Here is a 20,540-nt window from a genome sequence, read left to right on the forward strand (position 1 = left end):
AACCAAGACAGAAGGACAGAACATGGCCAAGCAATTCGCATCCCAAGGCGACATGACCGAAAAGGAAATCTCTTTCACTGAGGTTGGAGAGGGACTTTACGCTTTCACCGCCGAGGGTGACCCGAATTCTGGCGTCATCATCGGCGACGACAGCGTGATGATCATCGAAGCGCAGGCGACACCGCGTCTGGCGAATAAGGTCATCGAATGCGTCCGCTCGGTCACCGACAAACCGATCAGCCATGTGGTGCTGACCCACTACCACGCCGTGCGCGTGTTGGGGGCATCGGCCTTTGGCGCGCAGCAAATCATCATGTCTGAGAAAGCCCGCGCGATGGTCGCAGAGCGGGGTCAAGAAGATTGGGACAGCGAATTTGAACGCTTCCCCCGTCTGTTTGAAGGCCATGAAAGCATCCCCGGCCTGACATATCCAACCACCACCTTTAACGGCCGCATGAGCGTTTACCTCGGCAAGCGCCGGGTCGACATCATGCAGCTTGGCCGCGCCCATACCGCGGGGGATGCGGTGATCTATGTGCCCGATCAGAACGTCATGTTCACGGGCGATATCGTTGAATACCACTCCGCCTGCTACTGCGGCGATGGGCATTTCCACGACTGGCCCGACACGCTGGAACGCATCCGTGCCTTTGACCTTGATGCCATCGCACCGGGGCGTGGCGACGCGCTGGTGGGCCGCGAGATGGTCAACGCGGCGATCGACAGCACCGCCGACTTCGTGCGGTCGACCTACAGCCCTGCGGCCCGCGTGGCCCTGCGCGGCGGCACCTTGAAAGAGGCATGGGACGCCGTGCGCGCCGAATGCGACCCCAAATTCGGTGACTATGCGATCTATGAGCACTGCCTGCCCTTCAACGTCGCACGCGCCTATGACGAAGCGCTCGACATTGACACCCCGCGCATCTGGACGGCCAAGCGCGATAAAGAGATGTGGGAGGCGCTGTCGGACTGATGCCCCAGCCCGCGCTCCTTACTGCCCTGATCATACTGGCGCTGGCGATCTGGTTCTATCTGGTCTTTGCACTGGTGATGGATCACCGCCGCCAAGCTGCGCGCCGGAGCGGGCAGCCCTATGCGGGGCTGCGCGATACGGCACAGGTTTGGTCAAAGATGCTGCGCGCGCCAGAGCACCGCACGTCGCGCCGACGGGTGACGCTGACGACGCTGGCCTTGCTTTTCCTGCTGCTTTTGCGCGCTCTTGTCTGAGGATACCACCATGGCCTATGCCTACACACCCTTCCCCTACAGCCCCCCGCCCGGCCTCACCGCGCCCGAGCCGCGGCATCCGGTGGTGATCGTCGGCGCAGGCCCCATTGGCCTGTCGATGGCCGTCGACTTGGCGCTGCGGGGCGTGAGATCGGTAGTGCTGGACGACAACAATGTCGTCTCCATCGGCTCCCGCGCGATCTGCTGGGCCAAACGCACGTTGGAGATTTTCGACAGACTGGGCATCGGTGAGCGGGTGCTGGAAAAAGGTGTGACTTGGAAAGTGGGCCGTCAGTTCCACGGCGAAAGGGAAGTCTATAACTTCGACCTGCTGCCCGAGCCGGGGCATAAATACCCTGCTTTCGTTAATCTTCAGCAATACTACGTCGAACAGTACCTCGCCGAACGCGCACAAGAGTTTCCCGACCTGATAGACCTGCGGTTTCTTAACAAAGTCACCGATCATAAGGGCCATGCCGATCACGTCGAGCTGACGATCGAAACGCCGGACGGGCCATATACGCTGGAAACCGACTGGTACATCGCCTGCGATGGTGCAGGGTCGGCCACACGCAAACGCATGGACCTGCCCTTTGAAGGCCAAACCTTTGACGAGCATTTCCTGATCGCTGATGTCGAGATGGACACCTCTCCTTTTGGCGACCATGACACGCCTGAGCGCTGGTTCTGGTTCGCCCCGCCCTTTCATAATGGCCAGTCCGCGCTGCTGCATAAACAGCCCGACAACATTTACCGCATTGACCTGCAACTGGGACCCGAGACCGACCCAAAGGCCGAAGCGACCGAGGAAAAGGTCGTGCCGCGCTTGAAACAGATGCTGGGCGATGCGCCTTTCCGGCTGGATTGGATGAGCGTCTATAAATTCCGCTGCGCACGGTTGGACAAGTTCGTGCATGACCGCGTGGTCTTTGTCGGTGATAGCGCACATGTGGTCAGCCCCTTTGGCGCGCGAGGTGGCAATGGCGGGGTGCAGGATGTCGACAACCTTGGCTGGAAACTCGCCGCAGTGCTGCGCGGAAAGGCACAGCCCAGCCTGATCGACAGCTACGATATCGAACGCGGCCATGGCGCGGATGAGAACATGCGCAACTCTGCCCGTGCGACGAACTTCATGACGCCCAAATCACCCATCGAAGCCTTGTTCCGCGATGAGGTACTGACCCTTGCCTCTGAACATCCTTTTGCGCGCAAACTTATCAACTCAGGCCGTTTGTCACAGCCCTGCGTGCTGCCCCAAAGCCCGCTGCAAACCGCAGGGGATGCGCCCCTGCCCGTGGGCAGCGCCCTGCTTGACGCCCCTTTACTGGGACCGGACGGTGGTTGTTGGCTGCTGCACCAAACACAAGGGCAGTTTGCCCTGCTGGCCGCGGGCGAGATCACCGCGCCAGAGATCGCCGGGCTGAAGCGGATCGGGATCAATCAATCGCATGATAGCTATCCCTGTTTCACAGATAGCGAAGGCCATGTGCCGCGGCGCTATGGCAGTGGGTTCCTTTATCTTCTGCGCCCTGACGGCCACGTCTGCGCTGTTTTTGATCAGCCCGACAGCGCCGCGATCCGCCATGCCTTTGACCGCGCGAAAGGAGTTGCCGCATGATCCTTGAAGACAACCTAGGGGCTGAGGGCGATACCGTCTATGCCGCGTTGATGACCGCCCATGAAGGGCTAAGCACCGCCGAAAGCCACGCGCTCAACGCGCGGCTGGTGCTTATGCTGGCCAATGAGGTCGGAGACCGAACCCGGCTTCAAGCGCTCTTTGCTGCGGCACGCGACCTGACCTAGTTCGCCCATTCTACAACCATTTTCCCTAGATATCCTGCTTGCCGGGCTGCGTTCCTGCGCTAGCTTGCCCTTCAACTTCCCGCGACAGGCTTGACGCAACGCGCCTGATCGGCAGACTAACAACCCCACGCCCACCGCAAGAGGCGACGAAAGCAGGCCAACTGCATCACCTGACCCGATCCAAACTCGGGATTTGCGGCGGCCCCGGCCACCGCGCCAACAGAGAGGAAAATCATGGAATTTTTGACACGCACCGGAAAACCGCTGCCGCAATCCGTGCTGAATTCAGCCGAGAACGCCAAGAAAGACCCCGTTAACAGACGCGAATTTCTGGCCATTGCAAGCGCCTTCGGGGCCACGTCCGCCACGGCCTATGGCATGCTTGGCATGGCCGCGCCTGCGCGCGCCGCAGCCCATGCCAACCTCAAAGAAGGCGGCACCGTACGGATGCAGATGGAAGTGCGTGCCCTGAAAGACCCGCGCACCTATGACTGGTCGCAGATCGCCAACTTCAGCCGCGGTTGGTTGGAGTACCTCGCCATCTGGGAAAATGACGGCACCTTCACCCCCGGCCTGCTGGAAAGCTGGGAGATCAACGACGACGCCACCGAATACATGCTGAATGTCCGCAAGGGTGTGAAGTGGAACGACGGCAGCGATTTCACCGCGCAGGACGTGGCGCGCAACATCGAAGGCTGGTGTGACAAATCGCTCGAAGGCAACTCCATGGCAGGCCGTTTCGCGACACTGGTGGATGAAGAAACCGGCAAGGCCATCGAAGGCGCGATTGAGGTGGTGGATGACCACACCGTCAAGCTGACACTGCCCACGTCCGATATCACGCTGATCCCCGGCATGGCCGACTACCCCGCCGCGATCACACCCGAAGGCTTTGACCCCGACACCATGCTCGACAACCCTGTCGGTACCGGCGCCTATTTGCCGGAATCGCTCGAAGTGGGCGTGAAAAGCGTGTTGGTCAAGAACCCCGACCATACGTGGTGGGGCACTGAGGTCTTTGGCGGCCCCTACATCGACCGCCTTGAATACATCGACTATGGCACCGACCCATCTGCATGGATCGCCGCTGCTGAGGCCGAAGAGGTCGATGCGTTCTATTCCATGGAAGGCGAATACATCGACGTGATGAGCACGCTCGACGGTTGGATCGAGAACGAGATTGCCACGGCGGCGACCATCGTGATCCGCCCCAACCAATTGGCTGAAATCGACGGCATGAAGCCTTACGAGGACAAGCGCGTGCGCAACGCCTTGCAACTCGCCGTCGACAACGCTGTGCTGCTGGAACTGGGCTATGCCGGGCGCGGGATCGTGGCCGAAAACCACCACGTTGGCCCGATGCACCCGGAATACGCAGAGGTTGAACCGCCCAAGACCGATCCAGAAGCCGCCCGCGCGCTGATGGAAGAAGCCGGTATGGCGGATTATGAGCATGAGCTCTTTTCGATCGACGATGCGTGGCGCAAGGACACGACCGATGCCGTGGCCGCGCAGTTGCGTGACGCGGGCATCAAGGTCAAGCGGACGATCCTGCCCGGCTCGACCTTCTGGAACGACTGGGTGAAATACCCTTTCTCCTCCACCAACTGGAACGCGCGGCCTCTGGGCGTGCAAATCTGGGCGCTGGCCTATCGCTCGGGCGAGGCGTGGAACGAGTTTGGCTATGCCAACCCCGAGTTCGACGCGCTGCTCTCCGAAGCACTGGCCACGGCCGATGTCGACGCACGGCGCGAGATCATGGCTAAGGGTGAGAAGATGCTGCAAGACGATGGCGTCACGATCCAGCCCTACTGGCGCTCGCTCTATAACCACACCCGCGAGGGGTTGGTGGGTGCCGCGCACCACATCGGGTTTGAATACCACCCGGCGCGGATGGCTTGGGCAGAAGAATGATCTGCCACTAGGTAGAAACGCGAAAGGGCCGCAGCGATGCGGCCCTTTGTCTTTGCCGAGTTCAGCCTCAGCCGCCGATCAGGTCTTTCGCCATCATCATATGCACGCCCTTTTCGCGGTTCACCGTCTGGGTGATCCGCAAATCACCCGCCAGAGAACAAAGCACATAGGCATCCTCACGGCTGATCTCCGCCCGTTCGGAGACAAGCGCGATCATCTCTCGCAAGGCCATCTCCGCGCAGCGGTCAAGGTCGGGGGCCATGCCCATGGTGATCACATGTGTCGCCGTTTCGGCCTGCGGATAGCTGAGGTCGCGGTCCTTCAACACAGTCAAACGAAAGCGCCCCTGTAGCGCCGTCTCAATCGCTGTGACGCAGACCTCGCCATCACCCTGCGCGCCGTGCCCGTCCCCGCAGGAAAACAGCGCCCCTTCATTGAAGACCGGCAGGTAAAGCGTGCTGCCCGCCACCAGTTCCTTATTATCAAGGTTGCCGCCATGCTTGCGCGGCTCAATGGTGGCGATCCGGCCCCATTCGGGCGGCGGCGCCACGGCCATGACGCCAAAGAACGGGGCCAAAGGCAGCTCAAGCCCCCAAGGCAGCCGGGCGATGCCCCGCTCTGCGTCAAGCGGGATGTTGGTGTGATAGGTCTCAGGGAAATCCTGCGGCAGCGTACCGGCCAAGGGGCGGATGAAGTTATAGCCCCAGTCCTGCCGCAGCGCGACGTCGAGGATATCCACCTTAAGCACATCACCGGGCATCGCGCCTTCGACGGCCACCGGGCCGGTCAGGATATGGCCGGGCATCGGCGGCGGGCCCGCGTTGTGAATGTCGTAAAGTTCGGGCGGGACGTGAAAGCCTTCGGGCGGCAGGCAATTCGGCGCGCCAGAGACCGTGTTAATCACCACCTCCTCCCCGCTTTTAATCGTCAGCACGGGTTTGCGCATGGCCTCAAAATAGCCCCAGTGACACGTCTCGGGCGTTGCGTTGACGGTTGCGGTCATGCGCTGGCCCCTCGGTTTGCCAAGATACCCTCGACAAGTTCTTGCACGCGCAGCGCTTCTTCTGGGGTGGCCAGACGGCTTGGCTTGCCCGCCATCAGTAGCGCCATGTCATCCAGTTGCGCCTTAAGGCTGGTGGCACGGGTGTCAATGGGCGCATCGCTGGTGGGCGCGAAGTCTTCCCCGGTTGAAACCGTGTCGATGGCAAATTCGGAAATCCGTCGACTGGCCTCTGCGCCTTTCACCGTCACTTCTTGGCGGTCCGGTTGCGCGCCACCAACAGAGCCAAGGATCGAAACCGGCAGCCCATCGCCATTGACCAGTCGCGCAGCCACATGAGTCTCACAAAGCTTGTCATCGGGATATTCGGCGTGGGCCCACTGCAAGTTTAGCGGCCCCAGCACACGCTCGCTCAGAAACAAGAAATGCGAGATCACCTCGCGGGTCATGCCGCCCTCTTCCGCAAAGCGCAGCCAATCCGCATCACGCTGCCACGCGCGGGGCCACGCGGGATAGGTCACGACAATATCGATACCGCAAAGCTCGCCAAGTGCGCCTTGGTTGATAGACCGTGTCAGATCGGTCAATGCCGTGCCTGCCGCTTGGGTAAAGTTGACCGCCGCTGGCACGCCTGCGGCTGCCAACTCGGCCACCAGAGCGCGGCTTTCGGCGATATCCACGCCAAGCGGTTTTTCAAGGAAGATCGCCTTGCCCGCTGCCGCTGCCTCTAGTGCGTAGGCTTTGCGCGGGACCGGGGGACACGCGAGATAGACCAAATCGACATCCGCCATGGCCTCTGTCGCGGTCTTGGTTAGCACCGCGTCTGGCGCGATCCCTTGCGCTGCGGCACAGGCCGCTGGATCAGGGTCCCACATCGTGGCGACCGTGAACTCAGGATGCAGCACCATGTTCTCGGCCATGCGCCGGCCCATGATCCCCAATCCGATTACCGCCGTTCTGATCGCCATCTGAATCTCCCTCAATTTTCAGCGCGATAAGACGCTGCAATGACGGAAAATTCAACCACTCCGGGAGCGGTTCTTTCAAGCGAGATCGGCGCGGATCAGAGGCTTGATCACGCGGCTCAATTCTTCGGGGGCGGATTGGCTTTCGAACACATCCGCGATGGTAAAGACACAGGTGAAGGACCCTTCAAAGCACAGCACCCCGTTCTGGCGGGCCTTCATGCCAAAGGTGATGGATTTGTTGCCCAACCGGGTTGGGTAGGTCTCGCACATCAGCTTATGGCGCGGTGTGACCGGGCTGCGGAAATCCATCGAAAGATTCACAAAAGGCGTGCCAATGTTGCGGTCAATCTGAAGCTGGAACCAGCCGTCGCCATCAAAATGCGCCTCCCACCATGCGTTGATCGCATCCAGCGCGAAATAGGGCAGCCGCGCCGTATAGGCGATCTGCGCCGGGTCACAATCACCCCAAGTAACGTTGATCTCGTGAACGAAGTTTTCCGTGGTCATAAGGGTGCTTTCAACTGCTCAAGCCCGCAGGGGCGTTGCGCCAGTTCTACCCCTTCCAGCCCCGCGTGCAACCCACGGGCTTGCCGTGGTGAAATCACGCCCATACAGCCGCAAAATGCCTAATTCACTTTGTAATCAAGGGGGAGGATGGTGGCGTTACCTGGATTTGAACCAGGGACCTAACGATTATGAGTCGTTCGCTCTAACCAACTGAGCTATAACGCCGTGGCGCGTCGGATAAGGCAGCTTCGCATTGGGGTCAAGGGCGAAAACTGGATCATTCCGTTTTTGCCCAAGAAAAGTGCCGCCCCGTCTTAATGCGCCGGTGCCGACACCACGTCGAGCAGGGTGCGTCCGCCGTCAATGGTCATGATCTCGCCGGTCATAAAACCTGAGCTTTCGGCGGCGAGGAATTGCACCGCTTCGCAAAGCTCATTCGGGCCTGCGATCCGGCCAAGCGGCGTATGGGCGCGGATGTCATCGCGCCAGTCACGGTTTTCCGCGACAGCCGCGCGCAGAGAGGCGCTCATTACCGACCCAAAAGAGATCGCGTTCACGCGTATCCGATGCGGAGCCAAAACCAGCGCAAGTGAACGGGTCATCTGCTGCACCGCTGCCGAGGCGATGGAATAGCCCATCATATCCGGCTGGTGCTGCCGCGCGGCGATAGAACTGAGATTGATAATCGAACCAACCTGCCCCTCGGTCTGACCTTCGGCCTGTTTCATCATGCGCCGCGCCACCTGTTGCGACAATTGCAGCGCCGTCATCAGGTTTTGCTGCAACAGAGTTTCCACCGAACTGTCATCGATATCCATCGGATCAGTGGGCATCACCTGCCGCGAGGCGTTCACAAGGATATCCACTTCGTCATAGGCGTCGATGGTGGCAGAGACGAGGTTGGCAATGGTCAGACGCTGGCGCAGGTCACCGGCGAAGACCCGGATGTTGCCCTCATCGGGGGTATCGCCCAACTCTTCCATGAGCTTTTTCTCATTCGAGTCGGCGCACATCACATTGGCGCCCCGGTCGGCCAGATGCCGGGCAATGGCAAGGCCGATACCGTCTGCCGCGCCGGTGATGATGGCTGTTTTACCAGAGATCGAGAAAGACATCGGGATACCCCCTAAAGGCTTAGCGGCGGCGGGTCAGCGGGCGCGTGGCATGGAACAGTTTGAATCGCGCATCGCCCCCCAATTCCGCCACCTGCGCAAAGCGTTTTTTCAGTTCCGCCTCATAGGGCAGATGCCGGTTGGCCACCATCCATAGGTCGCCCTGCACCGATAGCATCCTTGCGGCGGCTGCGACGAAGGCTTGCCCGATCTGCGGCTCTGCCGCGCGGCCTGTGTGAAACGGCGGGTTCATCACCACGCTATCCATCCGGTGTGGCGGTTCCCAATGGGTCGCGTCCTCCCAGTGAAACACTGCCCGGCTGTCAGTCACGTTGTGGCGCGCGCATTCCAGCGCCAGATGCCCGGCCTCGACCAAATGCACGGTCTTCACCTTGGGCCGCGTCAGGATATGCGCCGAGAGGAAGCCCCAGCCCGCACCCAAATCGGCCACCTCGGCCCCAAGGTTGTCAGGAAGCACATCGACCAGCAGCGCCGAGGCCAGATCAACCCCATCCGCCGAGAAAACCCCCGGCGCGGTCCAAAAACCGCCTTCGGTCTGGGCTGGACTCGCTTCCCAATCGGTGAAGAAATCGCTTGAGCCTGCGTCGATCCAGTAAAGCTTTCCATGCGCCTTTGAGATCGGACCCTGCACTGTCACACGCGCGCGCATTTCGCGAAGGATCGAATCTGCGCCATCGGTCTTTTGCCCATCGACCACCACCGGCCCATCGCTCACCGCGCAGGCTTGGGCGATCAGCGCACGCGCTTCGTGTTTAGCCCGCGGCAGGCAGACAATCGCGGCGGCATAGCGCCCCTCAACCGAATGCGCAGCATCATAGCCGCGTGCGGTCCAAGCATCATATGCCGGTTTGAAATCGTGAATGATCTTGCAACGGTCCACCGGCAAATCGGCCAAGTCAGCGTCAACAGAGGGCTGAAATACAGCGATTTCGCCTGTTTCGGGCAGGTCCAGCCCACCGCCGTTCAGGGCCAGTTCCAGTCGCGGATCAATCACGTGTTATTCTTCTTTTTCCATAGTGCATTGTAGAGGATGTTGATGACGTCGGGCGAAATCCATCACCTGCGCGACCTTGGTCTCGGCGATTTCGTGGCTAAAGACACCGACCACGGCCAGCCCTTTCTTATGCACGGTCAGCATAATCTCAAACGCCTGCGCATGGTTCAGGCCAAAGAACCGCTCAAGCACCAGAACAACGAACTCCATCGGGGTGAAATCATCATTCAGCAACATCACTTTATAAAGCGGCGGGCGTTTAGTCTTGGGGCGCGTCTTGGTCAACAACTCGGTGTCGTCGCCGTCCTTTGGGCCGTCCGCCATCATCAACCAGCCCGGCGCGTGCCGGTCTGTTGCTTGGGTCATCCAATCTGCTTTCACGTCGTCACGGTGCATTGCTGCTCCTGCGGCTGGGGGTAGAGCTTGTTCGTCGTGCAGCCGTCTATATAACCCCTGAACCAATTTAGGAAAGAGGCAGCACATATGGGCGAGGCACTCACCACCATCGGCTTCGATGCGGATGACACATTGTGGCATAATGAGCGCTAATTTGCACTCTCCCATGACCGTTTTGCAGCCCTTTTGGCAGAACATAGTGAACGCAACCACCTGATGGCACGCCTTCTTGAGGCCGAGCGGCGCAATCTGCCGCATTACGGTTACGGGATCAAAGGCTTTACCCTATCGATGATCGAGACCGCGATCGAGGTGACAGACGGCAAGGTGCCCGCCGAAGTGATCAACGATTTGCTTGCCGCCGGGCGCGAGATGCTGGCCCATCCGATCGAATTACTGCCCCATGTAGAAGACGTGCTGCAAAGCCTCCAAGGCCACTACCGACTGATCGTGGTGACCAAAGGCGATCTACTGGATCAAGAACGCAAGCTTGCGCAATCCGGTCTGCGGGGCCTGTTCGACGCGGTCGAAATCGTCTCCCACAAAACCGAAGCCGCATATCGCCGCATTTTTAAGCACCATGGCGAAGGGGCCGCGCGGGGGCTGATGGTCGGCAACTCTCTAGCCTCTGACGTGCGTCCAATGATCGATGCCGGCGGCTGGGGTGTCTATGTGCCACATGATCTGACATGGGCGATGGAACATGCCGAACCGCCAACCAATTCCCCGCGTTTTGCCGAAATTGAAGATTTATCGGGCCTTTCGGAGACATTGAATCGGATCAGATCAGGGTGATTCATTAGGGCGTAAAAGGCGATTCTAGGTCCCTGTCGCAATCGCCCATTTTCCGCCCAAATTGCGCCTTATTCTCGCCTTAATGCCGCTTATAGTGGGTGATCGTGAACCAGCCTCTACATATTGGAGGAGAGATCCGCCCTTTTTCCGCCTGTCCTATAGATTCGACGGCTTCCGCGAAGCGCCGTCCTGTGCTAACTTTAAACCAATTAATAAATGGTCAGTCGAAAATCGACGGCTTGAGGCAGTAAAAGGCAGGTAAAAATGAAGGCTCGGCGCATTCAGCCGGCCCGTTACGGGCTATTTCTATTCGCAGCAATCTGGGTTCTGGTGATTTTACCGCTCAGCGCGATCGCCGCCCCCTACGCCGCCTATGTCATTGATGCCCGCACCGGCAAAGAAATCCACGCAGAGAACGCCGACACGCGTTTGCACCCTGCCTCCCTGACCAAAATGATGACCCTCTACATCGCTTTTCAGGCGGTAGAGCGGGGGGAACTTTCCCTCGACACCCAAGTCACGATTTCTCAAAATGCCGCCTCGGAGCCGCCCAGTAAACTAGGCATGCGTCCCGGCCAAAAGATCGCCCTACGCTACCTAATCCGCGCCGCCGCCGTAAAATCTGCCAACGATGCTGCCACCGCAATTGGCGAGGCCATCGAAGGCTCTGAGGCTGCTTTCGCCCGCCGCATGAACCGCACCGCCAAACAGCTTGGCATGACACGGACCACATTCAAAAACATGCACGGGCTGACAGAAAACGGCCACCTCTCCACCGCGCGTGACATGACGGCCATGGGTCGTCATTTGCTTTATGATTACCCGCAGTACTACAACCTGTTCTCGCGCATCACTGCCGATGCAGGTGTGCGCAAGGTTTCCCACACCAACCGCCGGTTTCTGGGGTCTTACAAAGGGGCCGATGGGATCAAAACAGGCTATACCCGTGCTGCGGGCTTTAATCTGACCGCATCGGCTGAGCGAGGCAATGAGCGGATCATCGTTACCGTTTTCGGCGGCAAATCCACCGCATCGCGAAACGCCAAAGTGGCCGAGCTGATGGACCTCGGCTTCCGCCGCGCGCCATCTTCCGCGCCCCTCAGCAAGCCAGTGCCGCCAGTCTACGCTGATGTCGAAGATGCGCCAGCCGCCCCCGGTGCCGCAGGCAAGACGATCCGCCTTGTGGGGGCAGTTACAGCCTCCAAGCGCCCGCAGCTTCGCCCCCGCAGTGAGGTGGTCGTCGTGGCAACCGCAACCGCGCCTGAGGCAACGAGCGTGGTTTCCAACAGCGATATCACCGCAGCTTTACGTGAAGCCGTGCAAACTACGCCCGCCGTACCAGCCGCCACACCGGAAAGTAAAGACGCCGAAGTCGTCATCGCATCAGCCCAAGCCTCAGCCCGGCCCGAGCCGCGCCCAAAGGATGCAACGTTGGCCGTGCAGCAAGCGGTTGAGCAGGAAATTGTGACCCGTGTCTCTACCTCCGGCGGCCGCCATTGGGGAGTGAACGTTGGCCGTTTCCCCAGCCGCTATGCTGCTGAAAAGGTGCTACTAAAGACCGCGCTTGCCGAGATGTCGACGCTCGATGGCACCCTGCGCAAAGTGGTACAGCGCCCGCAGGGTTTCGATGCCAACTTCCTTGGCATGTCCCGCGAAAGCGCCGATCTGGCCTGCCGCCGTCTCGCTGCGCGGAATGTCAGCTGCTTCATGATCGGGCCAAGCTAAGACTGAAGCCCCCTCCCCCGCTCAGTTTCTCCCGCACGCTACGCTCCTGACCCCCAACCAATCTTCATCTTTTCAAAAATACCCGCGGGGGAATCGCGCCCCCGGCGCGATGGGGGCAGCGCCCCCTGCTTTGCCGTTGTTTTCGGTTTTGCTGAGGACCGACCTCAGTGTACGACCCAACGACTCACGAGAGAAAGCAGCGAATAGCGCAAGACCCTGACTTGGGTTAGCTCTTCCGCCATCTCGCCATATTTTGCGCGATTTTGCAGGCTCATTCTTCGCCGGACAACCGTAGGGATCCCATTGGTCCCTCAGATGCGCCTCTCGCTTCATGGGGCCGTCGGTATGCAGCTGCGGCGCTCGAAGTAATACAAGCTATGCTGGCCTTGATGCCCGCCGAATGCACCTGTGGCGCAGATGAGCCGTCCGGAGAATCGAAGCGCAATGTCGGCTTTGAGCCCAACCCGGCCATTGTGATTTTGTGCTGCGAGCGAGCGCAACACGAAAAATGCTGCGTGAGCGTAAACCCAGTGTCGCAGGGCAGAAGGAAAACCGGTCGTTCATGCAAGCCGCAGCGAGGATCAGCGATCGAATCTACAAGTGCGGACTTTGCAGGCATTCGCTGCACCTTACACCAAGGTCCGTTTGAGCGGGACAAACTGCCCGATCTATACCTGACGATCGCCTGAGGCCATGTCACACCGAAGGACGACGGATAACGGCACCGGATACCCAGCAGGATTGAGAAGACGAAGGAAAGTGACTGAACACGGATCAAGAGATTGTCTCGGAGCACCCAAATTGGGCGTGTGGCGATTCACAGGCCACATCGGTGACTGGGACCCGGATCGCGTGTCTCAATATAGGCCTGCTGACATGTATCGCGGCAACTATGAGGTCGGACGGCTGGCTGCACCAAATCAGTCGCTTCAGACCCAACCGACAACCAATTTGGCTCCAAGGCATCTGCACCCGCCAAGGTCAGAACTTATTCAGGACTACCAGTACCTTCGAGCACTTCTTTTGAAGGTCACAAATTCTGCACTTTTCGAAGGCGATCCCTTCTTACATTGGCAAGGTGGCTCGCGACCACTGCTTCCGGAATGGGCGATATCCGATCAACAATTTCCAATAGTTTCATCAAATCGATGCCCGTTGTCGGCCCAGGGCTCCGAAAGGCATGGACCAAATCCTCTGTGGCGGTGTTCCCCGCTGCGCCGGGCGCAAACGGGCAGCCACCTAAACCAGCTGCGCTGGTATCAAAAACGCGGACACCTGATTGATACGCTGCAAAGGCATTTGCAACGCCCATTCCGTAAGTGTCGTGACCGTGAAAGGCCCACGCCTGCGGTTGCGGTTCTGACATCTGCATGACGGCATCAAAGCGCTTTTTGACATTGAAAGGGGGAGCCCAGCCTGTGGTGTCGCAGAGCGCAATTTCGCAATTGGGTGCAAGGTCTAACACTTTGCCAATCGCGACCTGCAAGTCATCAAAAGGGACCGGACCATCGAAAGGGCAATCAAAAGCTGTTGCCAGATCAACCCGCAGGGAAACGTCCGGATCGTTGGAAATTGTTGAGATGACATCGGCCAGACCGGCGATGGACTGTTCAACTGAACAGCGCACATTGTTCTGGTTATGTGCCTCAGAGATAGAAAACACGTAAACGACCTCGCGCAATCCAGAGGTTAGCGCGAGGTCTACGCCTTTCACGTTGGGCACAAGAACCGACAGCCGGGAACGGTGCTCCTCGCGAAAATGTGCTGCGATGTCAGCCATATCAGCCATCTGAGGCACAGCGCGGGGGCTTACAAAAGAGCCGATTTCCACGCGCGGCACGCCAGCGTCAATCAGGCCTTCAATAATTTCGATCTTTTCTTGTGTCGGTATCGGCGCACCAATGGATTGAAACCCATCGCGCGGCGCGACTTCGACGATTTCTAGGGAATGTGACATAAGAAGTTCCAATGTTGCCGAGATGCGAAAGACGTTTCAGTCACACGACACCTTTCGTACGCAGACTGGCGATCTCGTCTTGGGAGAAGCCTAGCAAGTCGCTCAGCGCATATGCGTTGTGCTGCCCAAGTTCCGGTCCCGTGTGGCGGATCTTGCCGGGCGTTGACAACAGGCGCGGAAAGACGTTCTGCATGTCCAGAGCGCCACGCTTGGGGTCCTCAACACGCACGATACTTTCGCGTTCGGCGAAATGCGGGTCTTGCAGCATGTCCTGCGCAGTATAGGCAAGACCAGCCGGAACGCCTGCCTTGTCCATTTTTTCCAGCACCACTTCAGACGAGTGAAGTTTGGTCCAGTTGCCGACGATATCGTCAATATCAGCTGCATTTTCTCCGCGTGCCCTGTGGGTGGCAAAACGGGGATCTTCGATTAAGTCGTCGCGGTTCATCGCCATACACATTCGCCGGTAGACCGTGTCCTGGTTCGCGCCGATGATAATGTCGCGGCCATCGGCACAGGGATAGGCGTTGGACGGCGCAATTCCCGGCAACGAAGGTCCGGTGCGCTCTCGGATATGACCACCGCCACTATATTCCGCAACAATCGCTTCTGTCATCGCAAGTGCAGATTCATAAATCGAGCTGTCGACCACTTGCCCTTTTCCAGTCAAATGGCGCGCTTGCAAAGCCAGTAGCGCACCCATCGCGCCAAAGGTTCCGGCAAGCGTGTCGCCCAATGAAATTCCAGCTCGCACGGGTGGTCTGTCCGGATATCCGGCAATGTGACGTAGCCCGCCCATCGCCTCGCAAACCGACGCAAATCCCGCGCGGGATGCGTATGGCCCCGTCTGGCCGAACCCCGAAACCCGCACCATAATCAGTCGTGGATTAATCTTTGACAACACGTCATAGCCCAACCCCCATCGCTCCATCGTGCCGGGGCGGAAGTTTTCTGTCAGGATGTCGGCTTCGGCCACGAGGGCTTTCAGGATTTCCTGTCCTTCCTTGAGACGAAGGTTCAAGGTCATGGACTTCTTGTTGCGCCCAATGACTGACCACCACAACGGCTGCCCGTCGTTGTCCGTCCGCCCCCATTGCCGCATGGCATCACCGGTCTCGGGCGGTTCAATCTTGAGAACATCTGCCCCGAAGTCAGCCAGCATTTGGCCGCAAAACGGCCCTGCGATTAACTGACCGAGTTCCAGCACCCGGATTCCGTTCAGCGGAGTAGTCATGTCGTTTTCTTTCTATTTAGCGACCAGAAAAAACATCGGTTTTCACCGGGGCGTGTGATGGGGCGAACGCGAACAAGACAATACCCAAGAGCAAGAACCCCGCTCCGTTCACCCAAGGCGCTGCGCCCGAACCAACACTGGGGGGCACAAGCAAAGCGGCGCCTGCAAGGCCTGCGCCAATCCGACGAAACATTCCCGCAGGGCCTCGGAGCCACCCAATGAACGCTGCCGATATGGCATAAACACCGAGGATAGCCGACGTCACCGCAATGATGATTTCGACAGGATCACCTATCAACAAAAGGGCCGGAGAAAATACGAACAGAAAGGGAATGATATACGCTGTCCAGCCGAACCGGACCGCTTCCCAAGCTGTTCGCATTGGCGCTGCTTTTGCGATTGCGGCGGCAAAGAAGGCCCCGATCCCAATTGGCGGGGTCACCATCGACATCATTCCCAGATAGAAAATGAACAGATGTGCCGCGATTGGCAGCACTCCGCTTTCGACAAGCGAAGGTGCGATCAAGACCGCCAGAAGCAGATAGACACCTACTGTTGGCATCCCCATCCCAAGAATGAGACAAACAACCGCTGCAATGAGCAGCAGCAAAAACAGGCTGTCCTGCCCGAGGCCAACAAGCGAGAATGTGACTGCGAACCCAAGCCCAGTGGCGTTGAGAACGCCAATAATGAACCCCGCGGCGGCAGAAATCAGTATGATCGGAATGACTGCGTTGCCGGTTTCCACCAATCCATCCCAAAGGTCGGAAAGCTTCATACGTGCGTTGCCATAACCCCGCACCATCCCAACTGCGATCGCGGCGGCCCCTCCCCAGAGCGCAGCGACTTCTGCGCGTTGGTTCATCCAGAACAGAGTCACGATAATGGCGATGAAGGGCAGTAAGAAGACCCAGCCAGTCGACATGACATGGCCAGCCGAAGGGATATCGGCGTCCTCAATTGGCTTGATGCCTTGCTTGGCCGCCAAAAGATCGGCTTGGACGAAAAGGGCCACATAATAGAGCGCGGCCGGGACAATCGCGGCAATGACGATTTCCGAATAGGGAAGTCGCAGCAGGTCAGCCATCAGGAATGCAACAGCGCCCATCACAGGCGGTGCGATTTGCCCTCCGGTGGAGGCAGTGGCTTCGACGGCTGCAGCAGTGGTGTTGCGAAAACCCGACTTGATCATCAGACGGATCGTAACCACGCCGGTGGCGACAATGTTTGATACAACAACGCCGGAAATAGAGCCAAACAAAGCGGACGCAACGATAGATATCTTCGCCGCTCCTCCACGCCGCTTGCCCATCGTGGCCATTGCAATGTCGTTGAAGAAATCCGCAGCACCCGACCGCAGAAGGAACTGACCAAAAAGGACGAAGGCAATCACGACGGTGGCCGCGACTTTGAGTGTGATGCCGAACACGCCGTTGGGATCAAACCCGAGGTAAACAAGCATCCGTGCTGGCGCAACTTCTCTGGTTTGAAGCGCACCCTGCACGAGATGCCCGATCAGCCCGTAACAGAAAATAGCCAGAACAACGATGACAAGGGTCAGCCCCACAGCACGGCGCAAACCTTCCAGTATCAAGCCAAAAAGAAGGGTTCCGATTACGACAGTAACGGGTTTGATCTGCATGGCCGTGTTGATCAGTTCCGCATAATCAAACGCGACATATAGTGGCAATAACAACCCCAAAGCCGCCAGCGCCCAATCCAACGCACTCGGCACGGTTTCGTCTGGCGTGGTCGATTTGCGCGCGCGTTGGCTCAGAAAAACGAGGCCGAGACTCAGCCCGAGCACAACAGCGAGAAATTGTTCGGTGTAATAGGAAAACCCGAGCCGGCTGGGGATGTCCGCGACCTGTACGATGGCGACCGCGCTCAGAGCTCCGGCAAGAACTTTCCTGACAGTTCGCGCGCTCTCTACAGGCTTATTGTCGTTTACGTTTTCCAAGCACTTTCTCCAATGGGCACCGGTAGGGCCGCGCGCTGGCGGCCCTACTTTTGCGCAAGTCTTTGCAGGACTGATTAGTCCGCTGCCTGTTGCTCAATGCCGCGTTCTTCAAAAAACGCTTTGGCCCCCGCGTGATATTCGACATCCGGATAAGCGCGATAGGCTGTGTCGATGTTGATGGCCCTAAGCGGCGGGAAGGCAGCACCTATCTTGCCAGCTTCGTCAAAGACGACCGAAAGAAGCGCCTTGACGTCTTCATCAGGGACATGCGCACCCGCAAGCAATACGTAATCCCAAGTCAGGAAATCCATCGTCTCTGGCACACCCACCCGGAATGGGGCAGGATCTGCTTTGGACAGGTAATATGCTGGCCGCACGGTCTTTATTGCTTTGGCTGCAGCTTCGTCGGCATTGATCGACAGGAACCGCACGCCACCTACCGACGCGTCGACTTCAGCAACTTTCGGCGCTCCTACGGCAAAAAGAGCGGTGTCAGTGCGGCCCGACGCCAGCGCATCCGCACCACGGATGAGTTCAGGTACGGGAACAGCCTGAACGTCATCCATCCCAAGCCCAACCGCTGACAAGATGCCAGCGACATTTGCAGCTCCGGTCGGAAAAGCGTCCCAACCGGAGGGAACCTTCTTGCCGACCAGTTCTTCGACGCTTGTTATGCCACTATCTGCTTTTACGAACAGACCGACCTGAACCGCAATGATGCGCGCGACAACGCGCAGATTTTTCATCGGGTTATCGTAGCCATGCTGGCCGTTCACCGCGACAATCAGATCATTGATGTCATTGACTGCGAATTCTGCCTGACCGTTTTCGATGATCTGCTGGAACTGGTTTGAGCCACCGAAGGGCTGGACCACCAGCTTCATGCCGATGCTTTCGCGTGCCTGCGCGGCAATGGCGGTGGACATTGTGTTGCCAGCCGACCCCTGCGGGAGACTCGCGAACGACTTAACCTGTGCCGACGCTGCGCCAGCACACGCTACGATAACAATAGCCGCAACCAATATCTTTTTAATTTGCATTCCTGTTCCTCCCGTTTGGATCACCCCCAAGGCGGCATATTTGCCGTGCCGCGACGCGGCTACCTATGTCGCAAATAAAATGCAAAATTTATCTAAAGTCAATATTGTATATTATTTTACGTTTATATATACCGTTGTGGAGCTGAGCACTACTGTGGGTGCTGCGCCCCTGCCTCGTAGAAATAGGCACGCAGCAGGGACCGACGAGAGCCTGTAGTGCCCGAGGACGACAAAGGTGACTGAATAGTATGGCGATACAAAAAAGAGATGCTGCCACAAATGGCACCACCGGATTGCAAGGCAGCTCTGAAGCCGCTTCGACGGTTCAGACCCGCATTCGTGACGATATTATTGAAGGGCAGTTGGAGCCAGGTAGCAAACTCAAGATCGACGTTCTCCAGGAGCGGTACGGAACCAGCGCAACGCCGCTGAGAGAGGCGCTGGTCTTTCTGTCCGCCACGGGGCTTGTAGACAGAATCGAACGACGCGGTTTCCGGGTCGCGAAAGTCTCGTCTGACGACTACATGCAAATTTTCGAGGCCCGCTGTTTGCTGGAAGCACGGGCACTGCGCGACTCCATTGAGCTTGGTGATGCCCGTTGGGAAGAGAGGATTGTCTTGTCTCTGTTCCATCTCTCGCGGGAATCCGAATTGGAGGCCGAGACCGGAAGCGGGCTTTCTGACAGTTGGGAAGCAAAGCACCGCGAGTTTCACGAGGCGCTGATTTCGGGGTGTCCGTCAAAGTATATCCTCCGGTTCTGCTCGCAGCTTTATGACGACAGTAATAGATATCGTTACATCGCACGGCTGAGCGCGCGTGCACGTATTGGAGCATACGAGGAGCACAAGAAAATCGGCGATTCCGTTTTACGCAGAGACGTAGATGCCAGCGTTGAGCTTCTGGTGGATCATTTGCGACGAACGGCGGATTTTTTGAAAGATTCACTGGCTGACATCCCGAATTTCGACGGGCAACACCGGTAACCCCCAGATAAAACAGTAGAAAGGAATGTGAGATGCGCATTTGTCGATTTGATGAAGGACTCCTTGGCGTTGTCGATGGCGGTGAAGTTGTCGATGTAACGGGCGTTCTTGCACGGTTGCCGAGCCAGACTTGGCCTTATCCTCCGGGTGATCTGTTCATATCGCACTTCAGCGAACTGCGCTCGGCAATCGAGGAAGCCGCCAAGTCAGGCGCGCGCAAACCGATCGAACAGGTGCGGTTGCTCAGCCCGATTGGAAACCCTGGAAAACTGATTGGTGCACCGGTAAATTACAAGCTGCACTTGGACGAAGCCCGCGCGGATTCCGAGATCCACAACGATACCAAAATCCTGACGATCCATGAATGCGGTGTTTTCTTGAAGGCAAACAGCTCACTCGTTGGGCCCGGTGAAGGGGTTGTGTCGACGTGGGCGGATCGCCGTATCGATCACGAAATCGAACTGGCCGCGATCATCGGGAAGCCTTGCCGGAATGTCTCGAAGGACGACGCGCTTTCTTATGTCGTTGGTTACGCGATTGGTCTTGATATGACGGTGCGCGGCACCGAGGATCGCAGTCTTCGCAAATCGCTGGATACCTTTTCCGTACTGGGCCCATGGATGGTAACTGCGGACGAATTTGGTGACCCGTCCAGCGTCGATTTTGAGCTTAAGATCGGTGAGGTTTCACGGCAAAAAGCCAATACACGTGACCTTATTCTGAACGTTGCCGATTTGATCGAATATGCATCACGCGCCTACACTCTACAGCCTGGCGATGTGATTATGACCGGCACGCCAGAGGGCGTCGGACCGGTTGATCCCGGTGACCGGATGGATTGTTGGATCGATGGCATTGGCAAAATGTCAGTATCTGTCAGAGCGGCGTGAAAAGCCAATTAGGG

18 protein-coding genes, 1 tRNA gene and 1 pseudogene are annotated in these 20,540 nt (G+C 58.3%); 9 read left to right on the forward strand and 11 right to left on the reverse strand.

What is annotated here, in order from left to right; all coding sequences use genetic code 11:
• Window positions 1–22: 22 nt before the first annotated feature.
• The 5 genes from DSM110093_RS15310 (at window position 23) to DSM110093_RS15330 (ending at window position 4,944) form a co-directional block, all read left to right on the forward strand.
• Window positions 23–973, forward strand: a complete 951-nt coding sequence (locus tag DSM110093_RS15310; RefSeq protein WP_243265879.1) for an MBL fold metallo-hydrolase — start codon at window positions 23–25, stop codon at window positions 971–973.
• Window positions 973–1,227, forward strand: coding sequence for a hypothetical protein (locus tag DSM110093_RS15315; protein ID WP_243265880.1), 255 nt, complete (start codon window positions 973–975; stop codon window positions 1,225–1,227). Before DSM110093_RS15310 ends, DSM110093_RS15315 begins: the two co-directional genes overlap by 1 nt.
• 10 nt (window positions 1,228–1,237) lie before the next feature.
• Entirely contained in the window at window positions 1,238–2,845 is a 1,608-nt protein-coding gene (locus DSM110093_RS15320) for an FAD-dependent oxidoreductase (RefSeq protein WP_243265881.1), read from the forward strand.
• Window positions 2,842–3,030: a DUF2783 domain-containing protein gene (locus DSM110093_RS15325; protein ID WP_243265882.1), complete on the forward strand. Its 189-nt coding sequence runs from the start codon at window positions 2,842–2,844 to the stop codon at window positions 3,028–3,030. The genes DSM110093_RS15320 and DSM110093_RS15325 overlap by 4 nt, the downstream gene beginning before the upstream one ends.
• Before the next feature lie 234 nt (window positions 3,031–3,264).
• Window positions 3,265–4,944 (forward strand): ABC transporter substrate-binding protein, encoded by a 1,680-nt coding sequence (locus DSM110093_RS15330; RefSeq protein WP_243265883.1) that lies wholly within the window; start codon window positions 3,265–3,267, stop codon window positions 4,942–4,944.
• Between the two features lie 67 nt (window positions 4,945–5,011).
• Here the strand turns inward: DSM110093_RS15330 and DSM110093_RS15335 are convergent, their stop codons facing one another.
• From DSM110093_RS15335 to clpS, 7 genes are all read right to left on the reverse strand, one after another.
• Window positions 5,012–5,947, reverse strand: coding sequence for an acetamidase/formamidase family protein (locus tag DSM110093_RS15335; RefSeq protein ID WP_243265884.1), 936 nt, complete (start codon window positions 5,945–5,947; stop codon window positions 5,012–5,014).
• Window positions 5,944–6,912, reverse strand: a complete 969-nt coding sequence (locus DSM110093_RS15340) for a Gfo/Idh/MocA family oxidoreductase (protein WP_243265885.1) — start codon at window positions 6,910–6,912, stop codon at window positions 5,944–5,946. Before DSM110093_RS15340 ends, DSM110093_RS15335 begins: the two co-directional genes overlap by 4 nt.
• A gap of 75 nt (window positions 6,913–6,987) precedes the next feature.
• Entirely contained in the window at window positions 6,988–7,419 is a 432-nt protein-coding gene (locus DSM110093_RS15345) for an acyl-CoA thioesterase (RefSeq protein WP_243265886.1), read from the reverse strand.
• A gap of 148 nt (window positions 7,420–7,567) precedes the next feature.
• A tRNA-Met gene (locus DSM110093_RS15350) sits at window positions 7,568–7,644 on the reverse strand.
• A gap of 89 nt (window positions 7,645–7,733) precedes the next feature.
• Entirely contained in the window at window positions 7,734–8,534 is an 801-nt protein-coding gene (locus DSM110093_RS15355; protein ID WP_243265887.1) for an SDR family oxidoreductase, read from the reverse strand.
• Between the two features lie 19 nt (window positions 8,535–8,553).
• Entirely contained in the window at window positions 8,554–9,546 is a 993-nt protein-coding gene (locus DSM110093_RS15360) for a class I SAM-dependent methyltransferase (protein WP_243265888.1), read from the reverse strand.
• Window positions 9,547–9,549: 3 nt separating this feature from the next.
• Window positions 9,550–9,873 carry an ATP-dependent Clp protease adapter ClpS gene (gene clpS / locus DSM110093_RS15365; protein WP_093927934.1) on the reverse strand — a complete coding sequence of 108 codons (324 nt, stop codon included), beginning with the start codon at window positions 9,871–9,873 and terminating at the stop codon, window positions 9,550–9,552.
• Between the two features lie 156 nt (window positions 9,874–10,029).
• On the opposite strand from clpS, the pseudogene DSM110093_RS15370 reads away from it, so the two are divergent.
• Window positions 10,030–10,737 (forward strand): annotated as a pseudogene (locus tag DSM110093_RS15370) (HAD family hydrolase).
• A gap of 264 nt (window positions 10,738–11,001) precedes the next feature.
• Window positions 11,002–12,462, forward strand: coding sequence for a D-alanyl-D-alanine carboxypeptidase family protein (locus DSM110093_RS15375; protein WP_243265889.1), 1,461 nt, complete (start codon window positions 11,002–11,004; stop codon window positions 12,460–12,462).
• 1,030 nt (window positions 12,463–13,492) lie between these two features.
• Here the strand turns inward: DSM110093_RS15375 and DSM110093_RS15380 are convergent.
• The 4 genes from DSM110093_RS15380 to DSM110093_RS15395 form a co-directional block, all read right to left on the reverse strand.
• Window positions 13,493–14,431: a hydroxymethylglutaryl-CoA lyase gene (locus DSM110093_RS15380; RefSeq protein WP_243265890.1), complete on the reverse strand. Its 939-nt coding sequence runs from the start codon at window positions 14,429–14,431 to the stop codon at window positions 13,493–13,495.
• 28 nt (window positions 14,432–14,459) lie between these two features.
• On the reverse strand, window positions 14,460–15,653 hold the full coding sequence (locus tag DSM110093_RS15385; RefSeq protein ID WP_243265891.1) for a CoA transferase: 1,194 nt from the start codon (window positions 15,651–15,653) through the stop codon (window positions 14,460–14,462).
• A gap of 16 nt (window positions 15,654–15,669) precedes the next feature.
• Complete coding sequence (locus tag DSM110093_RS15390) at window positions 15,670–17,613, reverse strand: TRAP transporter fused permease subunit (RefSeq protein WP_243265892.1); 1,944 nt, start codon at window positions 17,611–17,613, stop codon at window positions 15,670–15,672.
• Window positions 17,614–17,687: 74 nt separating this feature from the next.
• Window positions 17,688–18,677 carry a TAXI family TRAP transporter solute-binding subunit gene (locus tag DSM110093_RS15395; RefSeq protein ID WP_243267734.1) on the reverse strand — a complete coding sequence of 330 codons (990 nt, stop codon included), beginning with the start codon at window positions 18,675–18,677 and terminating at the stop codon, window positions 17,688–17,690.
• A gap of 224 nt (window positions 18,678–18,901) precedes the next feature.
• Between DSM110093_RS15395 and DSM110093_RS15400 the strand changes: the two genes are divergently transcribed.
• Window positions 18,902–19,636 carry an FCD domain-containing protein gene (locus DSM110093_RS15400; RefSeq protein ID WP_243265893.1) on the forward strand — a complete coding sequence of 245 codons (735 nt, stop codon included), beginning with the start codon at window positions 18,902–18,904 and terminating at the stop codon, window positions 19,634–19,636.
• 32 nt (window positions 19,637–19,668) lie between these two features.
• Window positions 19,669–20,526, forward strand: coding sequence for a fumarylacetoacetate hydrolase family protein (locus DSM110093_RS15405; RefSeq protein ID WP_243265894.1), 858 nt, complete (start codon window positions 19,669–19,671; stop codon window positions 20,524–20,526).
• The last annotated feature ends 14 nt before the right edge of the window (window positions 20,527–20,540 follow it).

It is taken from the genome of Sulfitobacter sp. DSM 110093, from assembly GCF_022788715.1.
Classification (GTDB): Bacteria; Pseudomonadota; Alphaproteobacteria; order Rhodobacterales; family Rhodobacteraceae; genus Sulfitobacter.